Origin of the sequence: Bradyrhizobium sp. CCBAU 53338 (assembly GCF_015291665.1) — a bacterium.
GTDB lineage: Bacteria > Pseudomonadota > Alphaproteobacteria > Rhizobiales > Xanthobacteraceae > Bradyrhizobium.
Genome location: NZ_CP030048.1, coordinates 2,786,886 through 2,808,433 on the forward strand (window position 1 = coordinate 2,786,886; position 21,548 = coordinate 2,808,433).

At 62.8% G+C, this 21,548-nt stretch carries 1 protein-coding gene (only partly in view); it reads left to right on the forward strand.

Annotation, left to right across the window (positions count from 1 at the left end):
* Positions 1–21,548: the 5' portion of an LEPR-XLL domain-containing protein gene (locus XH90_RS12960; RefSeq protein WP_194481849.1), read on the forward strand. Its footprint extends 6,934 nt past the window's final position; 21,548 of the gene's 28,482 nt are visible here — the first part of the coding sequence; its start codon is at positions 1–3; its stop codon lies off the right edge, out of view.

The window sequence follows — 21,548 nt, forward strand, 5'->3', positions numbered from 1 at the left end:
ATGGGTATAGCCTGGCGCTGGAACAAGGAAGCTCACAAGCGCTCCGCGTTCGAATCCCTCCTCGACAAGGTCATTCGCGAGATCCTTCCGGGACGGGACAGTAGAAAGCGGCGGATCGGCGGTGCTGCGCGCCCGGCGGCAAAGCCGCGGCGCCAGAACTTCACGCTCGAGGCGATCGAGCCGCGGCTGCTGTTGTCGGCGGATATCACCTATGGCGGGGTCCTCAATACGCATACGGACTTTACGCTCAAGGCCGAGGCGGGCTCGTTCAATCTCTACGACAACGCGACAGCATCGGTCATCGGTTCAAAATCAATCGTTGCCGGTGGTGACAACAGCGTCACGATCGACCGCGGCGGCGGAGACGATATTTACGGCGACACGATTCACCTGGATCTCAAGTCCTTTGAGACTGCAAATGCAGCGATCGGTGGCCACCTACTGAGCATCAATTTCACCGGCGGCGATCAAAGGCTGTTCCAGGACACCGTTTCGCTGGACGCCGCGTCTGCCGCGACGGTCGGTTTTGGCCTGAACGTCACGAGCGATTCCGCAATCTCGTCCGGCGCACATGCGAGCTTCGCTGGCGAACTGTCGCTGAAGTCGGAGGCCACCGCCGTTAGCGATGCGATCGTAGGCCAGGGAATACTGTCCAACGCGAATTCGGCCATCACACTGTCCGGCGCCAATCTGAGCGCATCCGGCAAGGTGAGTTTGACGGCGCACTCGGCGCTCAATGTGACTGCCGACGGTACTACTAAGGGCAATGCTGACGATCCTGACCTGAGCGGCGAGATCACCGGAAAGATCGCCGACGCGATCAACGACAATCTCGGCGACAAGATTCATCTCGTCTCACTGGTCACGAGTTTTTCCAGCGCGAAGATCGATGTCGGCGATTCCGTGCTCAGCGCGACCAATGGTGACCTGGTTCTCAATGCGACCGTCGACGGCACGCTGACCGCATCGTCGGCCAACAACAACTCGTTCAAGATCACGATCGTCGCCGGCGATGCGGATCCGGAGGTGCTGATCCACGGGGCCTCGACCAACGTCAGCGCCAGCGGCAAGATCGATGCGACCGCCAAATCCAGCGTGACGATCAATGCATCGGCCGTGCCGACCGACAACGCCGACGCATCGAAGGATGCAGCCGTGGCCGTCACGGCGTTCGAGAGCAGGGCAAAACTCGCCGTGTCGGACAGCGCGGTCGTGAATGCCATGGGCGGCGCCGCGACACTGCAGGCGAGCAGCGAGCTCGATGCCACGACCACGGCGGACGGCAGCGCGGGAACAGCCGGCGCGGGCGTTGCGGTTTCGGTGGTTTTCGGTGACACCGTAGCATCAGTTGACGGTTCCACCGTCAGCGGCCTCGGAGTCAGCCTTCAGGCCACGACGGACCGCGACATCACGACCACGGCCAATTCGTCGGTCGGCGGCAGTGCGCAGAGCGGCGGCGGCGACAACGCGAGCGAGACGACGCTCAAGAACAACAACGCGCAGACAGCGGGAGATTCAGGCAACGAAAGCATTTCATTTGCGGGCGCGATCGCGGTCGCGGTAGATACGGGCGATACCAAGGCCTATTTGCAGGACGGAACCATCAACGCCGGCATTGATGCTGCGTCGATCATAGCGGCGTCCGTCGACGTGATGACGACCAACGCGGATGGTGGGTTCACCCAGGATTCGTCCGGCGGTGGCGGCGGTGCTTCCAAGGCGGTCGGCGTCGCGGTCGCGATCAATGTCGCGACCCGGGATGATCTTGCCTACATTGGCGGAACGAGCACCGTTACTGGCGGTTCGCTCGCCATTGAGGTCCAGGCGCTGGACGACAAGCAAAGCGTATTCAGCGCAGAAGCGATCTCCGGCCTCGGGGACGCCAGCAGCGTCAGTTTTGCCGGATCACTGGCGATCAATGTCGTCCTGTTCAATCATAAAGCCTATCTCGACAACGGTGCGAACGTCACGCTGGTCGGGAGCCCGGACGTCACCATCGCGGCGCACGCGGACATCAAGAACGTCGCGAAGGCGACGCCGCACGAAGCCGACGGCGTGAATCCCGGAACCGGAATCGGCGCCTCCGTAGCTTTCAACTACGGTGAAGACACGACTGCCGCCTACGTCGACGACAATGTCTTGCTCACGGGCGCGAAGGGTCTGACGCTCGATGCCTCGTCGGCGCACGAGATGGAGACCGAGGCCAAGAACGGTTCGGCCGGCGGGACTGCGGTCACGCCCGTCATCGCGATTTCGGTCGCGAATGACGATACCCATGCAACGATCGGCAGCGGCGGCCTGCTGACGGTCGGCGCCGACGGATTCAATCTGAGTTCCACCCTGACCAATGTCGTCAGGACCTCCGCCGAGGGCGACACCGAAGCGGATAAGACCGGCGTCGGCATTTCGCTTGCCTTGTCGATCGTGAATGATGACTCGCAGGCCACCACCGGCCGCAATCTCTTCACGAGCGGCGGCGCGGCGGCCTTCATGTCGAGCGCCATCTCGATCAGTGAGAGCTCGGCGAAAGCAAGCGTGAAGGGCGGCGAAGACAGCGGCAGCGGCAAGAAAGCCGACGGCAAGAAGCAGGATCAGATGAACTTCGCCGACACCACGGCGAAGACCAAGACGGGTGGAAGTGCCAAGGGCAACAATGGCGCAACCGCTCCCGATGCCGATACCGGCAGCGGGCAGGTCGACGTCGCAGGTGCGATCGCGGTCAACATCGAGAATGGATCGTCGGTTGCGTCGATTCCGGATAGCGGCCATGTCACGGCGACCGGGCTGATTACAGTCCATTCGCAGGCCAATGTCGACGGGCATGCGCTCGCGGATGGTTCCGCGGTCACCGGAAGCGGCGGCACCGGCGTCGGCGTTGCGGTCGCTGTCAACGTCAACAACATCACCAACCAGGCCTTTGTCGGTAATGGCGCGGTGGTCAGCGGCAGTGGTCTGAACGTCGGTGCCGTCGTGGCCGATCGGCAGATCGACGCGCCGGTGATCACCGTACCGGTGGTCGACACCACGCACGATACGCTCTTCGTTGGTCTCAATGCCGGTCTCGCGAACGGCGATCAAGTCCAGTATGTCGGGCTCGGCGGCTTCGGCCTAACCCCCTTGGTCACGACCTATTACGTGCATGTCAACGGCGACGGCACCATCAAGCTTTACGACACCAACAAGGCGGATGCCGAAGACGGCGGCGCCACCGGCCTGGTGGATCTCAGTTCCGGCGCCCTGTCATCATCGGGCAACCAGCTCTGGAAATACATCGGGGGCGTCCCGACCCCGATCGGTGCGATTGATTTCGATCCGACCGGCAACATCACCGAGCTCAATCTCGGCCCCGACGAGACCCTGCGCACCGGCGACCGTGTCAAATATGATGCCAACGGCGGTTCACCACTCGGTGGTTTGAGCGACAACACCACGTACTTCATCATCGACCTGACCGGCGGTCACTACCAGCTCGCGGCGTCGCTGGGCGATGCCTACGACGGAAAGGCGATTACGCTGAGCGGCGCTGCGCCCGCCGGCCAGAAGCTGCACGATCTCACCCACTCTTCGCGTGCCGACGCAACGTCGGGCGCCAGCGGTGGTAATATCGGCGTCGGCATTTCGGCCGCAATCAACATCGTGAACAACGACACGCAGGCGGTGGTTGGCCTTACCCCGGGCGTGGATTTGTCCGGTTCGGCGACCGTGACGACGACCGGAGGCAATTCTTCGGTCTCGGCCGCCGGCGACGAGTCGAATTTGGCAACCGCCAGACCGCACGGCGACACCGAAGGCGAGAAAGCAGGCGTCGGTGCCTCGATCGGGATCAATGTGCTCACCAATACCGTCAATGCACAGATCACCGACGGGTCGTCGTGGTCCGGTTCAGTCGGGACTTTCACGGTTTCGGCCGACTCCGGAGATACGGCATTCACCCATGGCGAGAACGGTGCAGCGTCCTCTGGCGGGACCGGGGTAGGTATCGGCGTTGGCGTGCTGGTCGCCGACGAAAAGGCAACTGCGTATGTCGGCACTGGCGGACTGTTGTCTGCGAACGGTGACGTTGCGGTTACCGCATCGAACGATGCAGATTTCAACACCGAAACAGACGCCAAGGCAGCCGGCAAGAGCGTCGGCGTCGGCGCGTCGGTCTCAATTGCCTGGGTTACCGAGAAGGTCAGCGCCGAACTCGCCCGTAGCGTCAATACGACTGCGGGTGCGGCGACCGTTTCCTCCGATTCGACGGTCAAGAGCGAGGCCAAGGCCCTCGCGTCCGTCTCAGGGGCGAAGGACTCGGATGACAATGCCGATACGAAGGCCGACGGCCAGGTGAACGGCAGCAGCTCGAACACAAACAGCAAGGGCATCTCGCTGCCAACGGCCAGCGGCGGCGCTTCAGGCGGAAATTCGTCGGCTTCCTCCGAGGGCGGTACCAACAACAGCGGCGTCGGCATCGCCGCCTCTATCGCGGTCAACCGGATCCTCGCCGATAACACCGCGCAAGTCACCCACGGAGCCGACATCACGGCACAGGGCGCTGTGACGATCTCTGCTCAGGCCGAATATGACGGCAGTGCCAAGGCGATCGGCACCGGCGTCGCGTTGAACAGCGACGATCACATCGCGGCCGGCGTCAGCGTCAACTGGCTCGGGGCGACAAACAAGGCGCTGGTCGGGGGCGGCTCGGTCATCATCAGTCATGATGCGGTCGCGGGTATCACGATCCAGGCGATCACGCCGAGCGGCGAGACCGACGATTTTGTCGCATGGGGTGCGGCGGCCGCAGGCGGCAAGGGTGGCATGAGCATCGCCGGCTCGGTGGCGATCAACATCGTCGACCATTTCGACACCGAGGCATCGACGGCAAGCACCTCGCACCTCGAGTCCGACGGCGGGATCACGGTCAATGGAACTGCCGTTCTCGGGCCGCAGACGTTGGCGGCTGCAGGTGCGTTCTCCAAGGATAAGGGGGCGTTCGGTGCTGCAATCAATGTGACGCTGCTGCATGCCTCGACGACGGCAGCAATCGGTGGTGACGCGGATGCCGCCGGTGCCATTTCGGTCAAGGCCGAGAGTCACATGGTGCCAACCGAAATCGACCTGCCATTGATACAGCCGAAGCTGACTTCGGTGGCGGTCGCCGGTTCCGCCAGCCAAGCTGATTTGGCCATCGCCGGCTCGTTCATCATCAACGACCTGCACGTCGACGTGGACGCGCATATCGGCGCCTCCAGCCAGGTCAATCGGGGCGGCCTCTATACGGTCGGCAGCGCACAAACGGTCAGCGTGGCGGCGACAAACGAGACCAAGGTCGTCAGCGTCGCGGGTGCACTAGCCCTGTCTATCGATTCGTCGGGTTTCGGCGTCGGACTGGATGTCGAGATCCTGCACAAGACAACGAAAGCCTACATCGACGGGTCCGCGGTTGTCGGAAACAACGGTGGCGGAACTGTGAGCGTGACGGCGACATCCCCCGAGACGATGTTGTCGGTCGCCGCAACCTTGGGCGCCGGCTTTGGTTCCGTGGGCGCCGCAGCGTCAATCGGGATCGCCGACATTCATGTCGAGACCGACGCATACATCAACGATTCGGCGACCGTGCGCTCCGATGGCTCCGTCTCGGTGAAAGCGACCGGCACGTTCATCACGACGATGGTCGCCGGCGCGATCGGAATCGGCGACTCGGCCGGTATCGGGCTCGCGAACACGACATTGATTTATGACGGGACCGTGCAGGCCTATGTCGGAGCCTCTGCGACGGTGCGAGCGGGCGGCAACATCGATGTGATCGCCGCCGAAAGCGAGGACGTCATTGCCATCGCAGCGGGTGCGGCTGGAGCCAGTGAGGTCGGGGTCGCCGGCTCCGCTGGAGTCAACCTGCTGACCGAGCACACGACGGCGCGCATTGGTCACAACGCGGATGTCACGATCGTCGGCGCACACGATCTGACCGTCAAGGCGACCGATGATACCACGGTGACCACCGTGGCCGGTGAGATCGCGGTCGGCGGCACAGGCGGCGTCGGCGTCGGTGTCGGTGTCGGCGTGTTCAACAAGCACACCAACGCTTTCATCGACTCGGCCGTCGATGCGACCGTGGGCGGCAATATTTTCGTCACGGCGAAATCGACCGAGAGTCTGATCTCCGTTTCGGGTGGGGTCGCCGTCGGTGGAGACGTCGGGGTCGGCGTCAATGCCGATATCAACGTGTTCCAGCTGCAGACGCGCGCCTTCATAGGCGACGATCCGGACGATGCAATACTGAGTTTCGGCGATGGCAACGTGCATGCCGACGGCACCGTAGCTATTTCTGCCGACGACCAGACCGATATCAACGAGATCACCGCGGTCATCGCAGCGGCGGGTGTGGCCGGCATCGGTGCCGCGGCCGGTGTCGATGTTATGAACAAGGATACCCAGGCATTCATCGGTTCCCACGCCGTGGTCACGGGCGACGGGCTGGGTTCCGGCGCGACCGTGAATACGGGCGCAATCCACATCGACACAGCCGCTGCCGCCAGCACCTTTGATCCGCATGATCCACACGGACAGGGCATCGAGACAGGTCCTACGGGTGGTACGCGGAGTGCCGAATCCGACGATCCGGGCGCGCGCAGCACACTGCGGTCCGGCGGAATGGTTGGAACGCCCAGCCAGGATAAAGTTCTGGGCGGCACGACGAGTGGCGATACCTCGAGCCAGGATGACGATTCGCTGCACAACGTTCGTACGACGAGAGCAGAAACCGCACCTGGTTTCCAGGGCGTCGCAGTTGGTGCGACGAACAAGGAGAACATTCGGACATTCACCTTCAGCTTGGGTGTTGGCGAGGTCGGGGTGGGCGTGTCGGCGGGAGTCGATGTCGACAACGTGACGACCAAGGCCTACGTCGGTGACCATGCGACCGTGAATACGGCGCAGGGCAGCGTCATCATCGGCGCGGCAGACGATTTCTATCACCTTGCGATCGCGGGCGGGGCGGCCGGCGGTTTCGTCGGTGTCGCGCCGGCCGTGGGTGTGAACGTAGTCGGCAACACCACCCTGGCCTTCATCGGCGACCATGCGACGGTGAATGCCGGTACGCTTGCCGGTGGTGGCGACGTGACTGTAGCCGCCTCGATGCAAGAGAATGTCGTGATGATCGGCTTCGGCCTCGCCGGTGGTTTCGTCGGCGTCGGCGGCGCAGTGGACGTCCTCAGCGTCGACAACACGACCAAAGCCTATATCGACCACGATGCGGACGTGTTCGCCTATGGTGACGTGTTCGTCAACGCGACGGATACGACTCATATCTTCGAGCTTTCCGGAGCCATCGCCGGCGGTGCCGTCGGCGTCGGCGGTTCGGTCGGCGTAATGATCATCCACAAGGAAACCGACGCGACGATCGGTGCCGGCGCCACAGTCGATGCGCTGGGCAGAACCGGCGGCCATGACAACGTTCTGAACGACATCGTTGGTAGCAACTTCGCCCGAACCACGAGCCATGGCGTGATCGTTCAGGCCGAGTCCAAGGCGGACATGTTGCATATCGTCATAGCCGGTGCCGGCGGCTTCGTTGGCGTGTCCGGCGCGGTCGGCGTGACACTGATCAGCGGCGAGACCGATGCCGCGATCCTCGACAACGCTCAGATCAACACGCGTTACCAGACGGGTAACAACGCGAGCCTGCAGCAAGGCGTGCATGTCGGCGCCGCCGACGACGTCAATGTAAAGACGTTCATCGTGGCGATCGCCGGCGGGTTCGTCGGCGTCTCCGGCGCGGTGGATGTTGGTAACGTCAACAACAACGTCAAGGCGGTCGTCGGTACCGATGCGACGGTCAACGCGCTCGCGGACATCAATGTGGAAGCATTGTCGTTGAAGGACGTTGCAGGCTTCGACGCCAGCGGTGCCGGTGGTTTTGTCGGCGTCGGCGGTGCGGTCAGCGTCTGGGCGATCGGCAAGCAGATCGAGAAGAGCGGCAAGGACAAGGACGGTGCGGATACCGGTGACGCCCTCGCTGCCGGCGATCACAAGTTCGACCAGGGTAACGTCGATACAGGCGCGCACACGATTGATCTGGGCAGCGACGGCGGGTTCGGCGACGGCGCCGAGGTGGTCTATCACGGCGCCGGTCTCGGCGACGTCAGCGATGGCGACCATGTCTTCGTTCACCAGGTGAGCGGTGGCGTGATCCAGCTTTACGACAATGCCAAGGACGCACAGAAGCACGACGGAACCGGACTGAAGCAACTCTCCAGCCAGGGTAGTGATGGCCAGACGCTGACCTCGGTGAACGGCCCGGATGGTGACGCGGCGGCGGAGGCGAACTCCGGCAAGAACCTGGTGACCAACAGTTCCACCGGCAACGGCATCAACTACTTCACTGGCGACGGGAATGCGAACAGCAACCGCAGCCGGCTGAACAATGCCATTTCGGATCCGACGACGGGCGCCAGCGCTCGGGTCAATTCTGCAACCCCGAGTTCCTCGGATATCAGCGGCCGCGAAAACAATGCGCCGGCGCCGGCGAGCGACCCGACGATCCCGAACGGAACGTCGGCCGTAGTGAAGTCGGGCGCACATCTGAACGCAGGAACCGCGATAAACGTCATTGCGCACGAGATCGACACGTTCAAGGTGACGACGGGTCAGGCCGCCGGCGGCTTCGTCGGGGCCGGCGCATCGGTTTCCGTGCTGACCCTCGGTGAGAACGTCACGGCATTCGCCGACGGCACGCTGAGCGCCGGCGGCAACATCAACGTCAACGCGATCCTGAACGAAAACCTCAATCTGCTCGCCCTCGATGCCGCGGTCGGGTTTGTTGGAATTGGCGCCGCGGTCGTCGTCATCAGTGACGGCAGCTTGGCGCAGGCGAGCCTGGGCAGTGTGACGGATGCCGGCGATGTCTCTGTTGTCGCCAGCAACACTCGTGATCTGACGGAATTCACCGGTCAGGTCTCCGTGGGGGCCGTTGCGGCGGGCGTGTCCTATACCAGCCTGGAAACGACGGGTGGTGCGAGTGCGACGGTCGATGGCGGTGCGCAGATCGGCCAGGCGGCCGTCGGTACCGTGAATTCCCTCAAGGTGACGGCCACCAGCACCACCACGACTCACGTCCATACGCTTGCCATCTCGGCAGGACTGGTCGCGGTCGGCGTGAATTTTGCGCGCGACATCGACACCGCGTCGACCACCGCGGAAATCGGCGATGGTGCCGATATCAAGGTGACGAAGGACGTGACGGTCGAGGCAGCCTCCATCGACCTGGTCAATCCAATCATGGAAGGCGTCACGGTGTTGAGTGGCGTCACGGTCGGCCTGTCCTTCGACAAGGCAGACGTGGAAACCACCGTTCATGCGAGCATCGGCAACGGCACGGTGAACGCAACGAACGTGACCGTGACGGCGACGGAGAACGGCGATTCACTTCTGGTTGGCTATGGCGCCACCACGGACAACTCGTCGTCGTCGGGCCCGTCGCTCCTGAGCGTGGGTGCGAACATTTCCACCGCGATCATGACGCCGGACATGGAGAGCAAGATCACCGGCACAGTGACGGCGAGCGATACGGTCACGATCAGCGTTACGGATAATAGCTCTGCGGTCGCCAAGGCACATGGCCTCGGCCTGTCCGGTATCGGCATCGCCGCGTCGGAATCATCTGCGGAAGCCAAAGGCAAGGTCTTTGCCCATCTGGATGGCTCCGTTACTACGGCGAAGACCCTGAAGATCAGCGCCACGGGAACGGAAGCTGCGAACGCCAACTCGCAGGCCGTTGTTGGCGGCATCCTGGCTTCAGTGGATCATGATGGAGCGACCGCGACCGTTTCACCGGATGTCGAGGCGTATGTCTCGTCGAGCGGCAGCATCAACGTCACCGGGAACATCGAAATTGCGGCAGTGGCTTACCCGGAAGCCGATGCGCTGACCAAAGGCATTGGCGTCTCCGGGGGCGTGCACATCGGTGAGGTCGATTCGACGGCCACATCCAATCCGACGGTGAAGGCCTACATCGATCCGCCGACGGTAACGGCGGGCGGTACCGTCTCGGTTACGGCCACAGCCGACAGCAAGGCGACCAAGCCGCTGCCGAACTATCAGATCATCGGTGCCAACACCGATACCAGCAATGACCTGAGCGATCCCAACAACAACACGGTCAATGTCACCAACCACGGGCTCCTGACCGGCGACACGGTGCAATTGCCGACGAATGCCGGAATCGGCGGGCTGACCCCCAACGTCTTCGATGTCAACACCAACGCGCCCCTTGCGATCATCAAGACCGTCATTGCGGTCGATGGCGATCATCTCGCATTTGGCGACGTATTCGATGGCGCCAAGGTCGATCCGAGCACGGATATCATCGAACTGCCATCGGCGGTGAACCTGAACAATGGCGATCTCGTTGAATACGAGGTGCCAACCGGCAGCACGCCGATCGGCGGGCTGACGCCGGGACATGTCTACAGCATCTTCTTGCCGAATCCGGCAGATCAGACGCACATCAAACTGCGCGAGCCGTCGGGCGTAACCTACACCCAGCAGGCATTCACGCCCCCGGCGTCCGGCGACACAATCACTTTTGCCGCGAATCACGGCCTCAATGATGGCGACGCGGTGACCTACCATGCGCCGGCAGCGCACACGTTCCAGAGCGTTCAAGTCGACGTCAATTCCAGCAACCCGATCTTCGACCAGGGCAGCAAGACCTACAACAACGTCGACAACAACAATATCCAGTTCGTCAATTCCAACGGCGATGCTGCCAGCTGGGGCTTTGCTACCGGCGACATCGTCCGGTACAGCTCGTCGGGCGCACCAATCGGTGGACTGGCGAGCGGTGCCGACTACAAAGTCGTGACGGTCAATGGACCGAGCAGCAGTTCGATCCAGCTCGGCGACGATTCCTCACTGGGAATGGGGAATGTTCTTTTTGTCAGGAACGGCACTGGCGATACGATCACGCGTTCTGACGGCCACAATTGGTCCGACTTTGGCTTCGTGAACGGACAGACGATCGTCATCAGCAACGCAGTCGGCGGTGACAACGGCACCTTCCACATCGCGAGTGGGTCCGGAAGCAACACGTTGGAGCTCGTCGAGAGCAATGTCGTCTCGAACAACAGCGGCAATCCGACCTCGGCGAAGGTCGTGATTGCCCTTGATCCGGGCACCAAGGACCCGAACAATTCTGGGTTTGCAGCGCTGAAGAACGTCACGCATAGCCTGATCAAGAAGTCCGACCTCCCGATGACGGCCGGAGGCACCAATGCCGATGGCAAGCAGTTCTATGTTGAGAAGGTCAGCGACACTCAGATCAAGCTGCACCTGCTGAAGGACCTCAGTGACGCGGCGCTGACCCTGGCCGATCCTTTCGGCCCGACCGGCGATCACACGATCGGACGCGAGGCAGTGGACATCACCGGGCAGGGCGCCGGATTGCAGCAACTCCGCGTCGATCTGACCAGCGGTCCGGCCGGGACAGTCACGCTGACGGGACCGGGTGGTGTGTCCCTCGGTGTGATTTCGCCGCCGAGCGGCGACGGCGTGACGTCGGCGGTCGCGACGGGGTCCGGCGGCGGCGCGCTGCTCGGCTTAGCGGTTGCCAATGCGACGACGAACGACAATCCCAATGTTGACGCGCACATTTCGGCGGATCTGCTGTCGGCCGGTGGCGACGTCATCATCAAGGCGACGTCGACCACCAAAGCGACGTCGAGCGCCCGGGATGACGGCGGCGGATTCGTAGGCATCGGCGTGCCAACCGCAGATGCCAACCAGAACGACGCCAATCACAAGACCAAGGCCTACGTGGACGGACGCGTTGTCGCCACCGGTGACGTCAAAGTGCTTGCACTGACGAGCAATAATGCCGAGGCCGCGGCGCATACGATCACGGGCGGCCTCGTCGGAGTCGCAGTCGGGTTTACGCATTCCAATATCAGCGTCGACACCGCAGCGAACGTAAACGACAACACAGCGATTCTCGCAGGCGGCAGGATCATCATCGCTGCCGAAGACAAGGCGAACCAGGTCACGAACACCGATTGTACCGGGGTCGGCCTTGGTGGTGACGCCAACGCCTTCGCATCAAGCTCGCTCAGCGGCAAGACCGAGGTGAATGTCGGTACAGCCGCAAAGGTGGAAGGCAATATCGTGGTCCTGTCGGTCAGCACCGGGGACTCCAAGGCGACCGGCGACGACCAAGACCATCCGCAGATGACCGTCAAGGCAATCAGCGAGGGCGACGGCGGAGGCCTGGTTGCGGTCGGCACCGCGTCCTCGAACGTCAACGTAAACATTCCGTTCAATATTGAGGTCAAAGGTTTTGCCACGATCACAGGCTGGGAAGGTGTGGATTTCCGCACGTCCTATCAAGCGATCGACACTGAAGCGCATGCCGAATCGAGCGCAACCGGATTGTTCGGTGGCGTCGACTCCAGTTCAAGCAACACCACGACGCTCGACTCGCAAGTCAAGGGGGATGCGGACGCGATTGTTACCGCGACCCCGAGGGTCACGGGCGTCCTCGCGGACCCGGCCTTGCTGCCTCCTCCGGGCTCGACGCCAAGACTCGCGTTCGACATCGACATGACCAACCAGCCACGGGGCTCGCTCGATGGCTCCGACGGAACCATGAGGATCACCAGCGACAATCCCGATCATGTGCGGGCGCTGGGCTTTAGCCTCTCGGGCGATCCGGACCTAAATCCCGAGATCAAGCCGCAGATCACCTTCAATTCGGACGTGGTGATCTATTCCGGCCAGTCACCGGTGCTGATCATCGGTCCGACGGGCAACGTTGAGAAGCAGTCCAACGTCATATTCGACACCGCGACGGTTGGCTTGATCAACGTCCACGACATCATCAATCACGATCCCGGCGACGTGTATTTCGCAACTGGCGATACCGGCAGCAGCGACAGCCAGATCAACGGCTCGGGCGGCACGTGGGATTTCCGGGACAACTATCACCACGTTCAGCTGATCAACAAGTCCACGCTGGATATGAATGTACAGGACATCAAGGTCCTGGATGTCGATCCAGCTGACAAGCCGCAGGTCGACATCTCGAACACGGGCTCGCGCGGTCTGACCTTCAAGCTCAAGCGCGACGTCAGTCCGACGCTGATCGACATCGAGAATACGAATACGGCTTCGACGACCATCACGCTTAGTGGCGTCATCGACAATCCGATCGGTACCACGCGCGTCATCAACACCCATGGGGACATCCTGTCCAGCGCGAGCCGGGCAGACGGTGATGCGGATCCGGATTCGCTAATCCGAACCAATGTCCTCGACATCGAGGCGCGGCAGGGGAACATCGGCCAGAACCCCGGCATCGTGAACTTCGCCGATCCGGTCTCCCCGACGCAGCATCGGATCAACATCGATGTGGTCGACAGCGCGAAAGTTCCGGCAGAGACCGACTTCGTGAGTGGAAACGTCAGCGCCGGCGATCACTCGATAGCGCTGGGACTCAACCAGTTCTTCAATGGCGAGCTCGTGCAATATGTCGCCTCGGGCACAGCGCTCGGCGGGCTGACATCGGGCAACTATTACTACATCATTGCGGTCGACTCCCTGCGGGTCCAACTGGCCGAGGTATCGAGCCCGACGACGGCGATCCAGATCACTCCGACTGCGACGGCCACCGACCTCCATTCGCTCACGCCGGCGCAGCGCTTCACGGCCGTGGCCAAGGGCAACGGCACGACCGAAGGGTTCGCCTGGCTGGACGTCAAGGGGCGCCTGCGCGACGACAATACGCCGTACTCAGTCGTTATCGACGCGGTGAATACCGCGGGCGACGCCAACCTACGCATTTGGGGCAGCGTCCAGGACACGAGTGTCGGGACGGTCGGCGGCGTGCACGTGATCGACCGCGATGGAGCGAACACCAAGGATTATTTCAACAAGTTCCTGCCAGACACTGGTAGCGCGTTGCAGCAGGACAAGGGTGCATTCGGGACCGGCGGCGTGCATATCGACAGCACGTACGATATCCGAGCGCTGGACTCGACGGGCAATCTCTATCGCCCCGGCATCATCTCGGCCCACAACATCGTCATTACCAATGCCGAGCCGACAGCGACAAGTCCGAGGCTCATCAACGTCAAGGCGATCACGGAGATCGTCGGTGGCGGCACGCCAGGTCCGTCCGACACCCATCATGTCGACGTTTTGACGAACGGCTGGATCGACCTGGCCGAAAAGACCGACGATCTGCGCGTCGGCCGCGTCATGTCGACTGCAAATGACGTGACGTTGCATTCGCCCAGGATGATCATCGATGCTTTGAACGATGGTATCGGTTCGGAGGCAGACGTCACCGCCGTCAACATCACGATGACGGCTGGCGACAATGGCATCACCGGCACTGCCAGCGACAAGTCCGGTACCGGCGGCATCGGAGCCACCGATAATTTCCTCGAGATCAACGTTGACGAACTTTATGGAGCGGGCTCGAGCCTCGGCGTGCTGACCGCCAACGACGTCGCAGTGGCAAGCAAGGCCAACACCCAGGGCATCTTCATTACCGAGGTGGTGCGCGGCCTCGAGTCGCAGAACTGGCTGGGCGGGAAGGGTCCCGTCGATGGCTCGGGTCGCGAGATCGACGACCTCGAGGTCAATCTGGTTCAGACCAAGGGCGACGTAACGCTCGCCACGGATCCGGGTTCCATCGTCGATGCCCGCAATGGCGGCGTCGGGGCCGATACCGCCAATGTCATCGGCAATACGATCAACCTGTTTGCCGAGGGCGGCAATATCGGCAATTCGAATGGCGGCAACGATCTCGAAATCGATTCGCAGGCCTACGGCTATGGCACGATCGGAGCAAGAGCGACCGGCAGCATAGATCTCAGCGAAGCGCTGCCGACGACGGCTGTGGGCACGTTCTACGCGCGCGATGCCGAGGTTGTGCTGTTGCAGGCGCTGGGAATTGCCGGAGGCGATGGAGACATCAACGGCAACATCCGCTTCACGGTGCGCGAGAGCGCCGTGCAGGGCGAGGATCTGCATCTTCTGGACTCCGGAAGCGTGCTGTTCCTCGAGGATACGCCGGAGACGATGGTGCATGGTCTCGTCAACACGCCGAACGGGTCGATCCTGCTGCGCGTCGGCGACAATGTGACCACGGAAGCGAACTCGCAGATTCTCGCCGGCAAGAACGTCGACATCTACGGCGATTTCCGCCGAACCGGCGAGCTTTCCAGCGGCGTGGCGCAATTCGACAGCGATACGCCGAACGACACGCCGAACTTCGGCACTGTCATGCATCTGCATGGCGTCATCGCGCACGGCCCGACCGCGAGCGGATATCTCACCCGCATCTTCGGCAACGCCGACACCGACCAGATCTTCTTCGACGAGACGTGGCTCGGCGGCCAGAGCGGAACGCCGTCCTCGCCGATCCCGGGCGGACAAGACCAGAAGATTCCGACCGGCGGACTGGGACCGGTTCGCCTCATGTCGTTCTATTCCGGTGGTACCACGCGCGCCTACGGCAGCAATACGCCGACCCCGACCACTGCCGGAATCGATGCGCAGGTGACGTTTGCGCCCGATCCCAATGGCGACACCATCACGCGTACGGACGGCGGCACCTTTGCGGGCTTCGCCATCGGCGACGTCATCACGGTCGATTCCAGCGATCCCAGCAACCCGATCGCCAACAATCGCATCTATACCGTTACGGGGATTTCAGCCGCGGCAACGGTGCTGACCCTGAGCTCCGCCCGTGTCGTCACGGGGGCCTCGAACGTCAACGTCAAGATCAAAAATACCAGGCTCAATCCGTTTGCGCCGACGGGCGACAGCGAAGACTTCTTCGTGGTCAACCAGCTGCAGTCGATGGTGTACGGCCAGACCGCTCCGGCGACGGCGTCGAGCGATACACTGACCCTCGACGGCCAGGCCGGGACCGATACCTACGTCGTCAACACGACGGGTACGCAGGGAGAGCAGGGCGACACGTACAATCGCAACTACGTGATCAACGTGCTCGACACCGGCGGGCCGACGGACGGTGTCAACAACCTCTCCGTATACGGCAAGGACAATATCGATCCGAACTTCATCGGCGCCGGCAAGGCGTTCGACGATATCTTCCTGCTTCGTCGCACGACCGACATTCCGCGCGAGACCGGAGCCCGTCCTGAACTCTACGCGAACGAGTCGGCCTTCGTTGCCGTGCTCGATTTCGATCCGACCAAGCCCGGCTCGGCCCTTACGCAGACGCAGACTTCCGACGCGCCGGCCGACGGAACCGTGCGCTCGGAATCCGTCCAGCGCATCAACTACGACAGCTCCATCAATGGCCGGTTGATGGTGTTCGGGCAGGGCGGCAACGACTACTTCGCGGTCGATGACGAGGCCACCAGCACCACCCTCGATGGCGGCTCTGCCAACGACACGTTCCAGGTCGGACAGATCTACGGTTATCAGCGCGACGGCAGCACGCATCAGCCGGCGCCGCTCGGCAACACGTTGGGCGGATCCATCGTCACCGCCGCGGACCTGTTCCCGCAGCTCGCCAACTCGCTCACGCCGCAGAGCATCTACGGCACGGTGGCGACGACGCGCGGCTGGCTGTCGGCCGGCGCGACCTCTCCGCTGGTCGCCGAGGGCGGCAGCGGCGACGACACGTTCACGGTCTACAGCAACCAGGCGGTGCTGCGTCTCGAAGGCGACGACGGCAACGACCTGTTCACGGTTCGCGCGTTCGCGCTTGCCCAGACCGATCCCACGAGCGGCGACATCGTCTGGCTCGATCCGGTGCAGCAGATCGCGATGCCGAAGCTGACCAAGGGCTTCTCCACGGCGGCCGAGACGGCGATCCGCACTGGTGCCGGCAGCAACCAGGTGGAGTACAACATCAACGCGCCGGTTTCGGTCGATGGCGGCTCAGGCTTCGACAAGCTGGTGATCCTCGGCACCGAGTTCGCCGACCATATCGTCGTGACCGACAAGGGCATCTTCGGCGCCGGTCTGACCGTGACTTACAAGAACATCGAGGTGCTCGAGGTCGATGCTCTCGAAGGCGACGACACGATCGATGTGTTGAGCACGCCGCCCGGCATGGCCGTGCGCGTGATCGGCGGATTGGGCAACGATGCCATCAACGTCGCGGGCGACGTGGCTGGCGACGTGGTGTCGCGGGACATCAACGGCACGAGCTCGACGATCAATCATCGGATCTCGACCGACGACGGAGCATACAAGCCGGTCGTTCCCGACGGCATCTCGCTCAGCGTCTCGCGTCCCGACCAGGGACAGGTGATCATCGACGAGAACGTTCCGGACGATTTGAGCCCGGGCATCACCGATGTCACGGAAGGCAAGACGATCGGCGCCAATCCTGCGGACGATGTCTACGGCATTCGACTCGGGCACATCCCAGTCGTCGGAACATCCGTCTACGTCACGATCTCGGCCGCGATGAACCCGGAGGAAGAGCATGTCGCGAACGGCGCCCTCGTTCCGGCGTCTGGCGACATCATCGACACGCTGGGACTTGGCGACAGCGTCCTGCTGGCTTCCGGCAATACCCTTGCCATGGGCGACAAGGACAAGGCCGGTCTGTTGACGCCGGCAGCCTACGCGCGCGATGTGGTGCTCAACGGCACGCTGATCCACGTGCCGGCGCGAGCGATCGTGCTCGTGTTCGACAGCAGCAATTGGGACACAGAACAGTACGTTCACGTCACGGCGGTCGACGACCAACTCGCCGAAGGCGACCGCACGGTTGCGATCAGCCACACTGTGCTGAGCACCGATCCGACGTTCGACCACGCGATCGTGCGCAACGTCGAGGTGACGATCCACGACAACGACCAGCCTGCCGTCAAGGTGACGCAACTCGACGCCACGGTGACGGTGCCGGACTTCGTGAAATATCCGGGTTATGGCCGGCCGGTCGATGGCGTGACCAAGGTGCTCGAGGGCGCAAGCCCCCTGAACAATCCTGCTGATCCTCCTCCGGTCACTGCGGTGGACGACTACTTCGCGGTCGAGCTTGCAACCGCGCCGACCGGCACCGTCCAGGTGGCGATCAACCCGCAGTATCTTGATCCGACTGCGCCAAAGGATCTTCGTGTCTCGTTGAGTTCAGCCGACCCCCGCTTCAACATCGTCCAACCGACGCTGCCCGACCAGGACGGCGTGTACTACATCACTTTTGATGCATCCAACTGGAACCATCCGGTCATCGTGACGACGCATGCAGTGCAGCGCCTCACGACGGAGGATCCGCACGACACCACGATTACGGCGAGCGTCGTCGACGCGATCAACGGGGCCGTGACGACCGACACGGCCTACAAGAATGCCGCGACAGGCATCGTCTATTCCGGTCCCACGCTAACCTTTGCGCAGAGCGTCACGGGCGATACCATCACTCGCTCGTCGGGCAGCTGGATCACGGACGGGTACAAGGCGGGCCAGAACATCATCATCTCGGGCACGCAGACGATCTTGGACGGCCTCACCAACAACGCCTTGTTCGTCATCAAGAGCGTCGATGTGACCGGCACTATCCTGACGTTGACCACGCGGTTGACGGTGATTCCTGCTATCGAGAACACAGCACAGCACACCGTGAAGTTCCGTATCAACGGCTCGGACATCACCCAGACCATCGACGCGCAGGTCTTCGATGACGGCGCGGCGGGCGTCTTCACGCTCGAGAGCGGTGGCAGCACATTGGTGAGCGCCGGCACGGCCACGCAAGGCCCGGGTGACCCCGACACTTACACGATGCGCCTGACCAAGGTTCCACAGACCACGGTCAGTGTTGACGCGATCACCGACGGACAGACCGACATTCTCACGAATGGCGGCCAGATCACCCTGCAGCAAACCGGCTTTACCCAGACGCTGACCCTTTTCACCAAGGGCAACATCTCGGTCGGCCAGGATCCCGCGACGAGCGCCTGGATGATCACCCGCGCACCCGGGTCCCAGCTTGGCAGCTTCATCGCCGACGGCTTCCTGCCGGGGCAGACGATCACGATCACCGGCACCGGCCCGGGCGGCGTGGACGGCACCTACAAGATCGATTCCGCCAAGGGATCGGTGGGCGATCAATTCATCAAGCTGACCAACGCCGGTGGCGCGACCTTGCCGAGCGTGTCGGGGACGTTCAACACCACGGCGAGCCAGACCATCACCATCACCACTGTCAAGTCGAACGGCGTCTACAACAACGGTAACGTCAAGTACACCGCGGCGGACGAGGCGTTCCTGATGTTCACCGGCAACGTCCAGGTGAATGGGGCGGTGATCACGCGCTCCGGCATCGGAAGCTTCATCAACGACAACTTTGCGGCGGGCGAAATCATCCGCCTGCAGCGCAATGACGGCACGAGCGTGGGCGATTTCACCATCGCCGCAGGCGGCGTGACCGACACGCAACTGACGCTGACGGCCACGACCGGGCTGAGCGGGATGGCCGGTGACCTCAAGGGCGCCAGCATCAGCAAGATGCTCGATACGCTGGTTCGTACCGACGGCTCGAGCTGGCTCGACAGCGGCTTCTTCGAAGGCCAGCTGGTACAGATCACGCCTCTGGGCGGCGGCGGCGCGGTGCTGGTGAAGATCGACCTGATCACCGGTACCGATGCCGGCAAGCTCGACAAGATGGTGCTCACCGATCATCCGGCGAGCAACGGGCTGAATGGCACCGTCCCCTATAGCGGCCGTCCGTCTCTAGCGTCCCTGCTGACGCCAGGCATGGCGATCAACGTCAATATGGTGCAGATGGCCGCACGGGTCGAATTCGACCCGACCGGCGGAACCTATGCCTGGTACACGCAGGCGACGATCAAGGTGCAGGCGGATCCGTATTTCGACATCCAGCCCGGCCACGAGAACCTGCGAGCCTTCCCGAAATCGGCCCACACGTTGAGCGGCATCAGAGGCCCGCTCGCGGTCGAGGGCGGCACGACCAGCGCCGACCGCTCGCTGGTGCAGGCCGTATTGCTGCCCGGCGAGGCCAATGGCCCGTTCTTCAACATTCCGCCGCAGCCGCCGGAGACGCAGTCGATCGACGTGCTCAATGTCTATAGTGACGGCACCCAGGGAGCCGCCACCGGCAAGCTGACGTCGACGTCGCTCACCGGCCTCAACATGAACAAGGCGGGCCTCGACTTCACAGCCATACTCGGTGGAGCACATCCGTTCGGCGAGAGCGGCGTATATCCGGGCGGCATCAGCTACGGCTCGATCGTGCTGGCGCAGGATCCGCAGTTCCCTGGCGATCCGAGCAAGCATATATTCCTGACCGACGGCAGCCATTCGACGCTCGAGGTCGTGAACCTGTTCCTCGGCCAGGGCAACGACAAGCTCGACATCGACAGCACCCTCATTCCGGGCCCGGACCACAATGCCGACGGTACCATCGGCCTCGTCTCCGAGCATGGCGGGCTCACCACGATTCACGGCGGCGGCAACGCGCCGCTGCAGCTGATCGCCAACAACGGCGGTTCGTTCAGCACCTATGCAGGCGCGCAAGCTGGCACGTACCAGCTGGTTCGCTCGGATGGTCTGGACTGGACGATCGACGGCTTTGCGGTCGGGCAGCAAGTGCTGCTCAACGATGGCGGCGTCGTCGGCTCGTACACGATCATTGCCATCGGCAATCCGCCGGCCGCCGAGCCGGACGCCTCGCACAAGCCCGGCAGCGCCTTGACGTTGCTGCCTGCCGGCGTCGCGCCTCTGACGCTCGGCACCAAGCAACTCGGCACGATTTCGGTCATCGATCAACTTGCTGTCGTCAGCGGCCAGATGCTCGGCAATCAGACGACCGGAACCCTCGAAGTATCGGGTGCTACGGGCTTCAACCGCATCACGCGCGACGACGGTTTGACCTGGGCGAGCCTCGGCTTCGCGGTCGGACAGCAGGTGGCGTTTTCGATCGGCGGGCTCCTCGGCACACGCACGGTGCTCGGCTTCGACAACGCGACGCCGACCACGGGGTTCGGTAGCGTGCTCATCCTGGATGGTGCGGCACTTGCAGCAGTATCGCCCACGGCGGGCGTGGTGGCTGTAAACAGCCGCAACATCGTCTCCTCCAGCCCGGCAACACCGTTTGCGCTCACGAAGACCACGATCGCCCGCAGCGATGGCGGCAACTGGATCAGCGACGGCTTTGCGCCCGGACAGGCCGTGACGATTGGCGGTCAGTCGGGCTACTGGCTGGTTTCCGGCGACCCGACCGCGACGACGCTGACGCTGCAGGGTGCCGATCTCACGACGCTGCCCGCGGTGCAGAAGGTCGCGATCGTCCGCATTGGCGGCGACACCATCAATGTCAACGGCAGCACCGAGGTGGTAACCGGCAATTTCGACGTGACGGCGCCTGTGGCACCCGTCGGAGGTGTCGGGGGTGATCCGGCGGGTACGACGGATCGCCTGACCCGCAATGACGGCCATACCTGGGACGGCACCAACAGCGGCGACAGCGCCTTTGCGGTCGGCCAGCAGGTGACCATCAGCGCTACATTCAACTTCCCGCAGGTTGTTTTCGCGCGCAGCAACTCGGGCGATACGATCACCCGCAG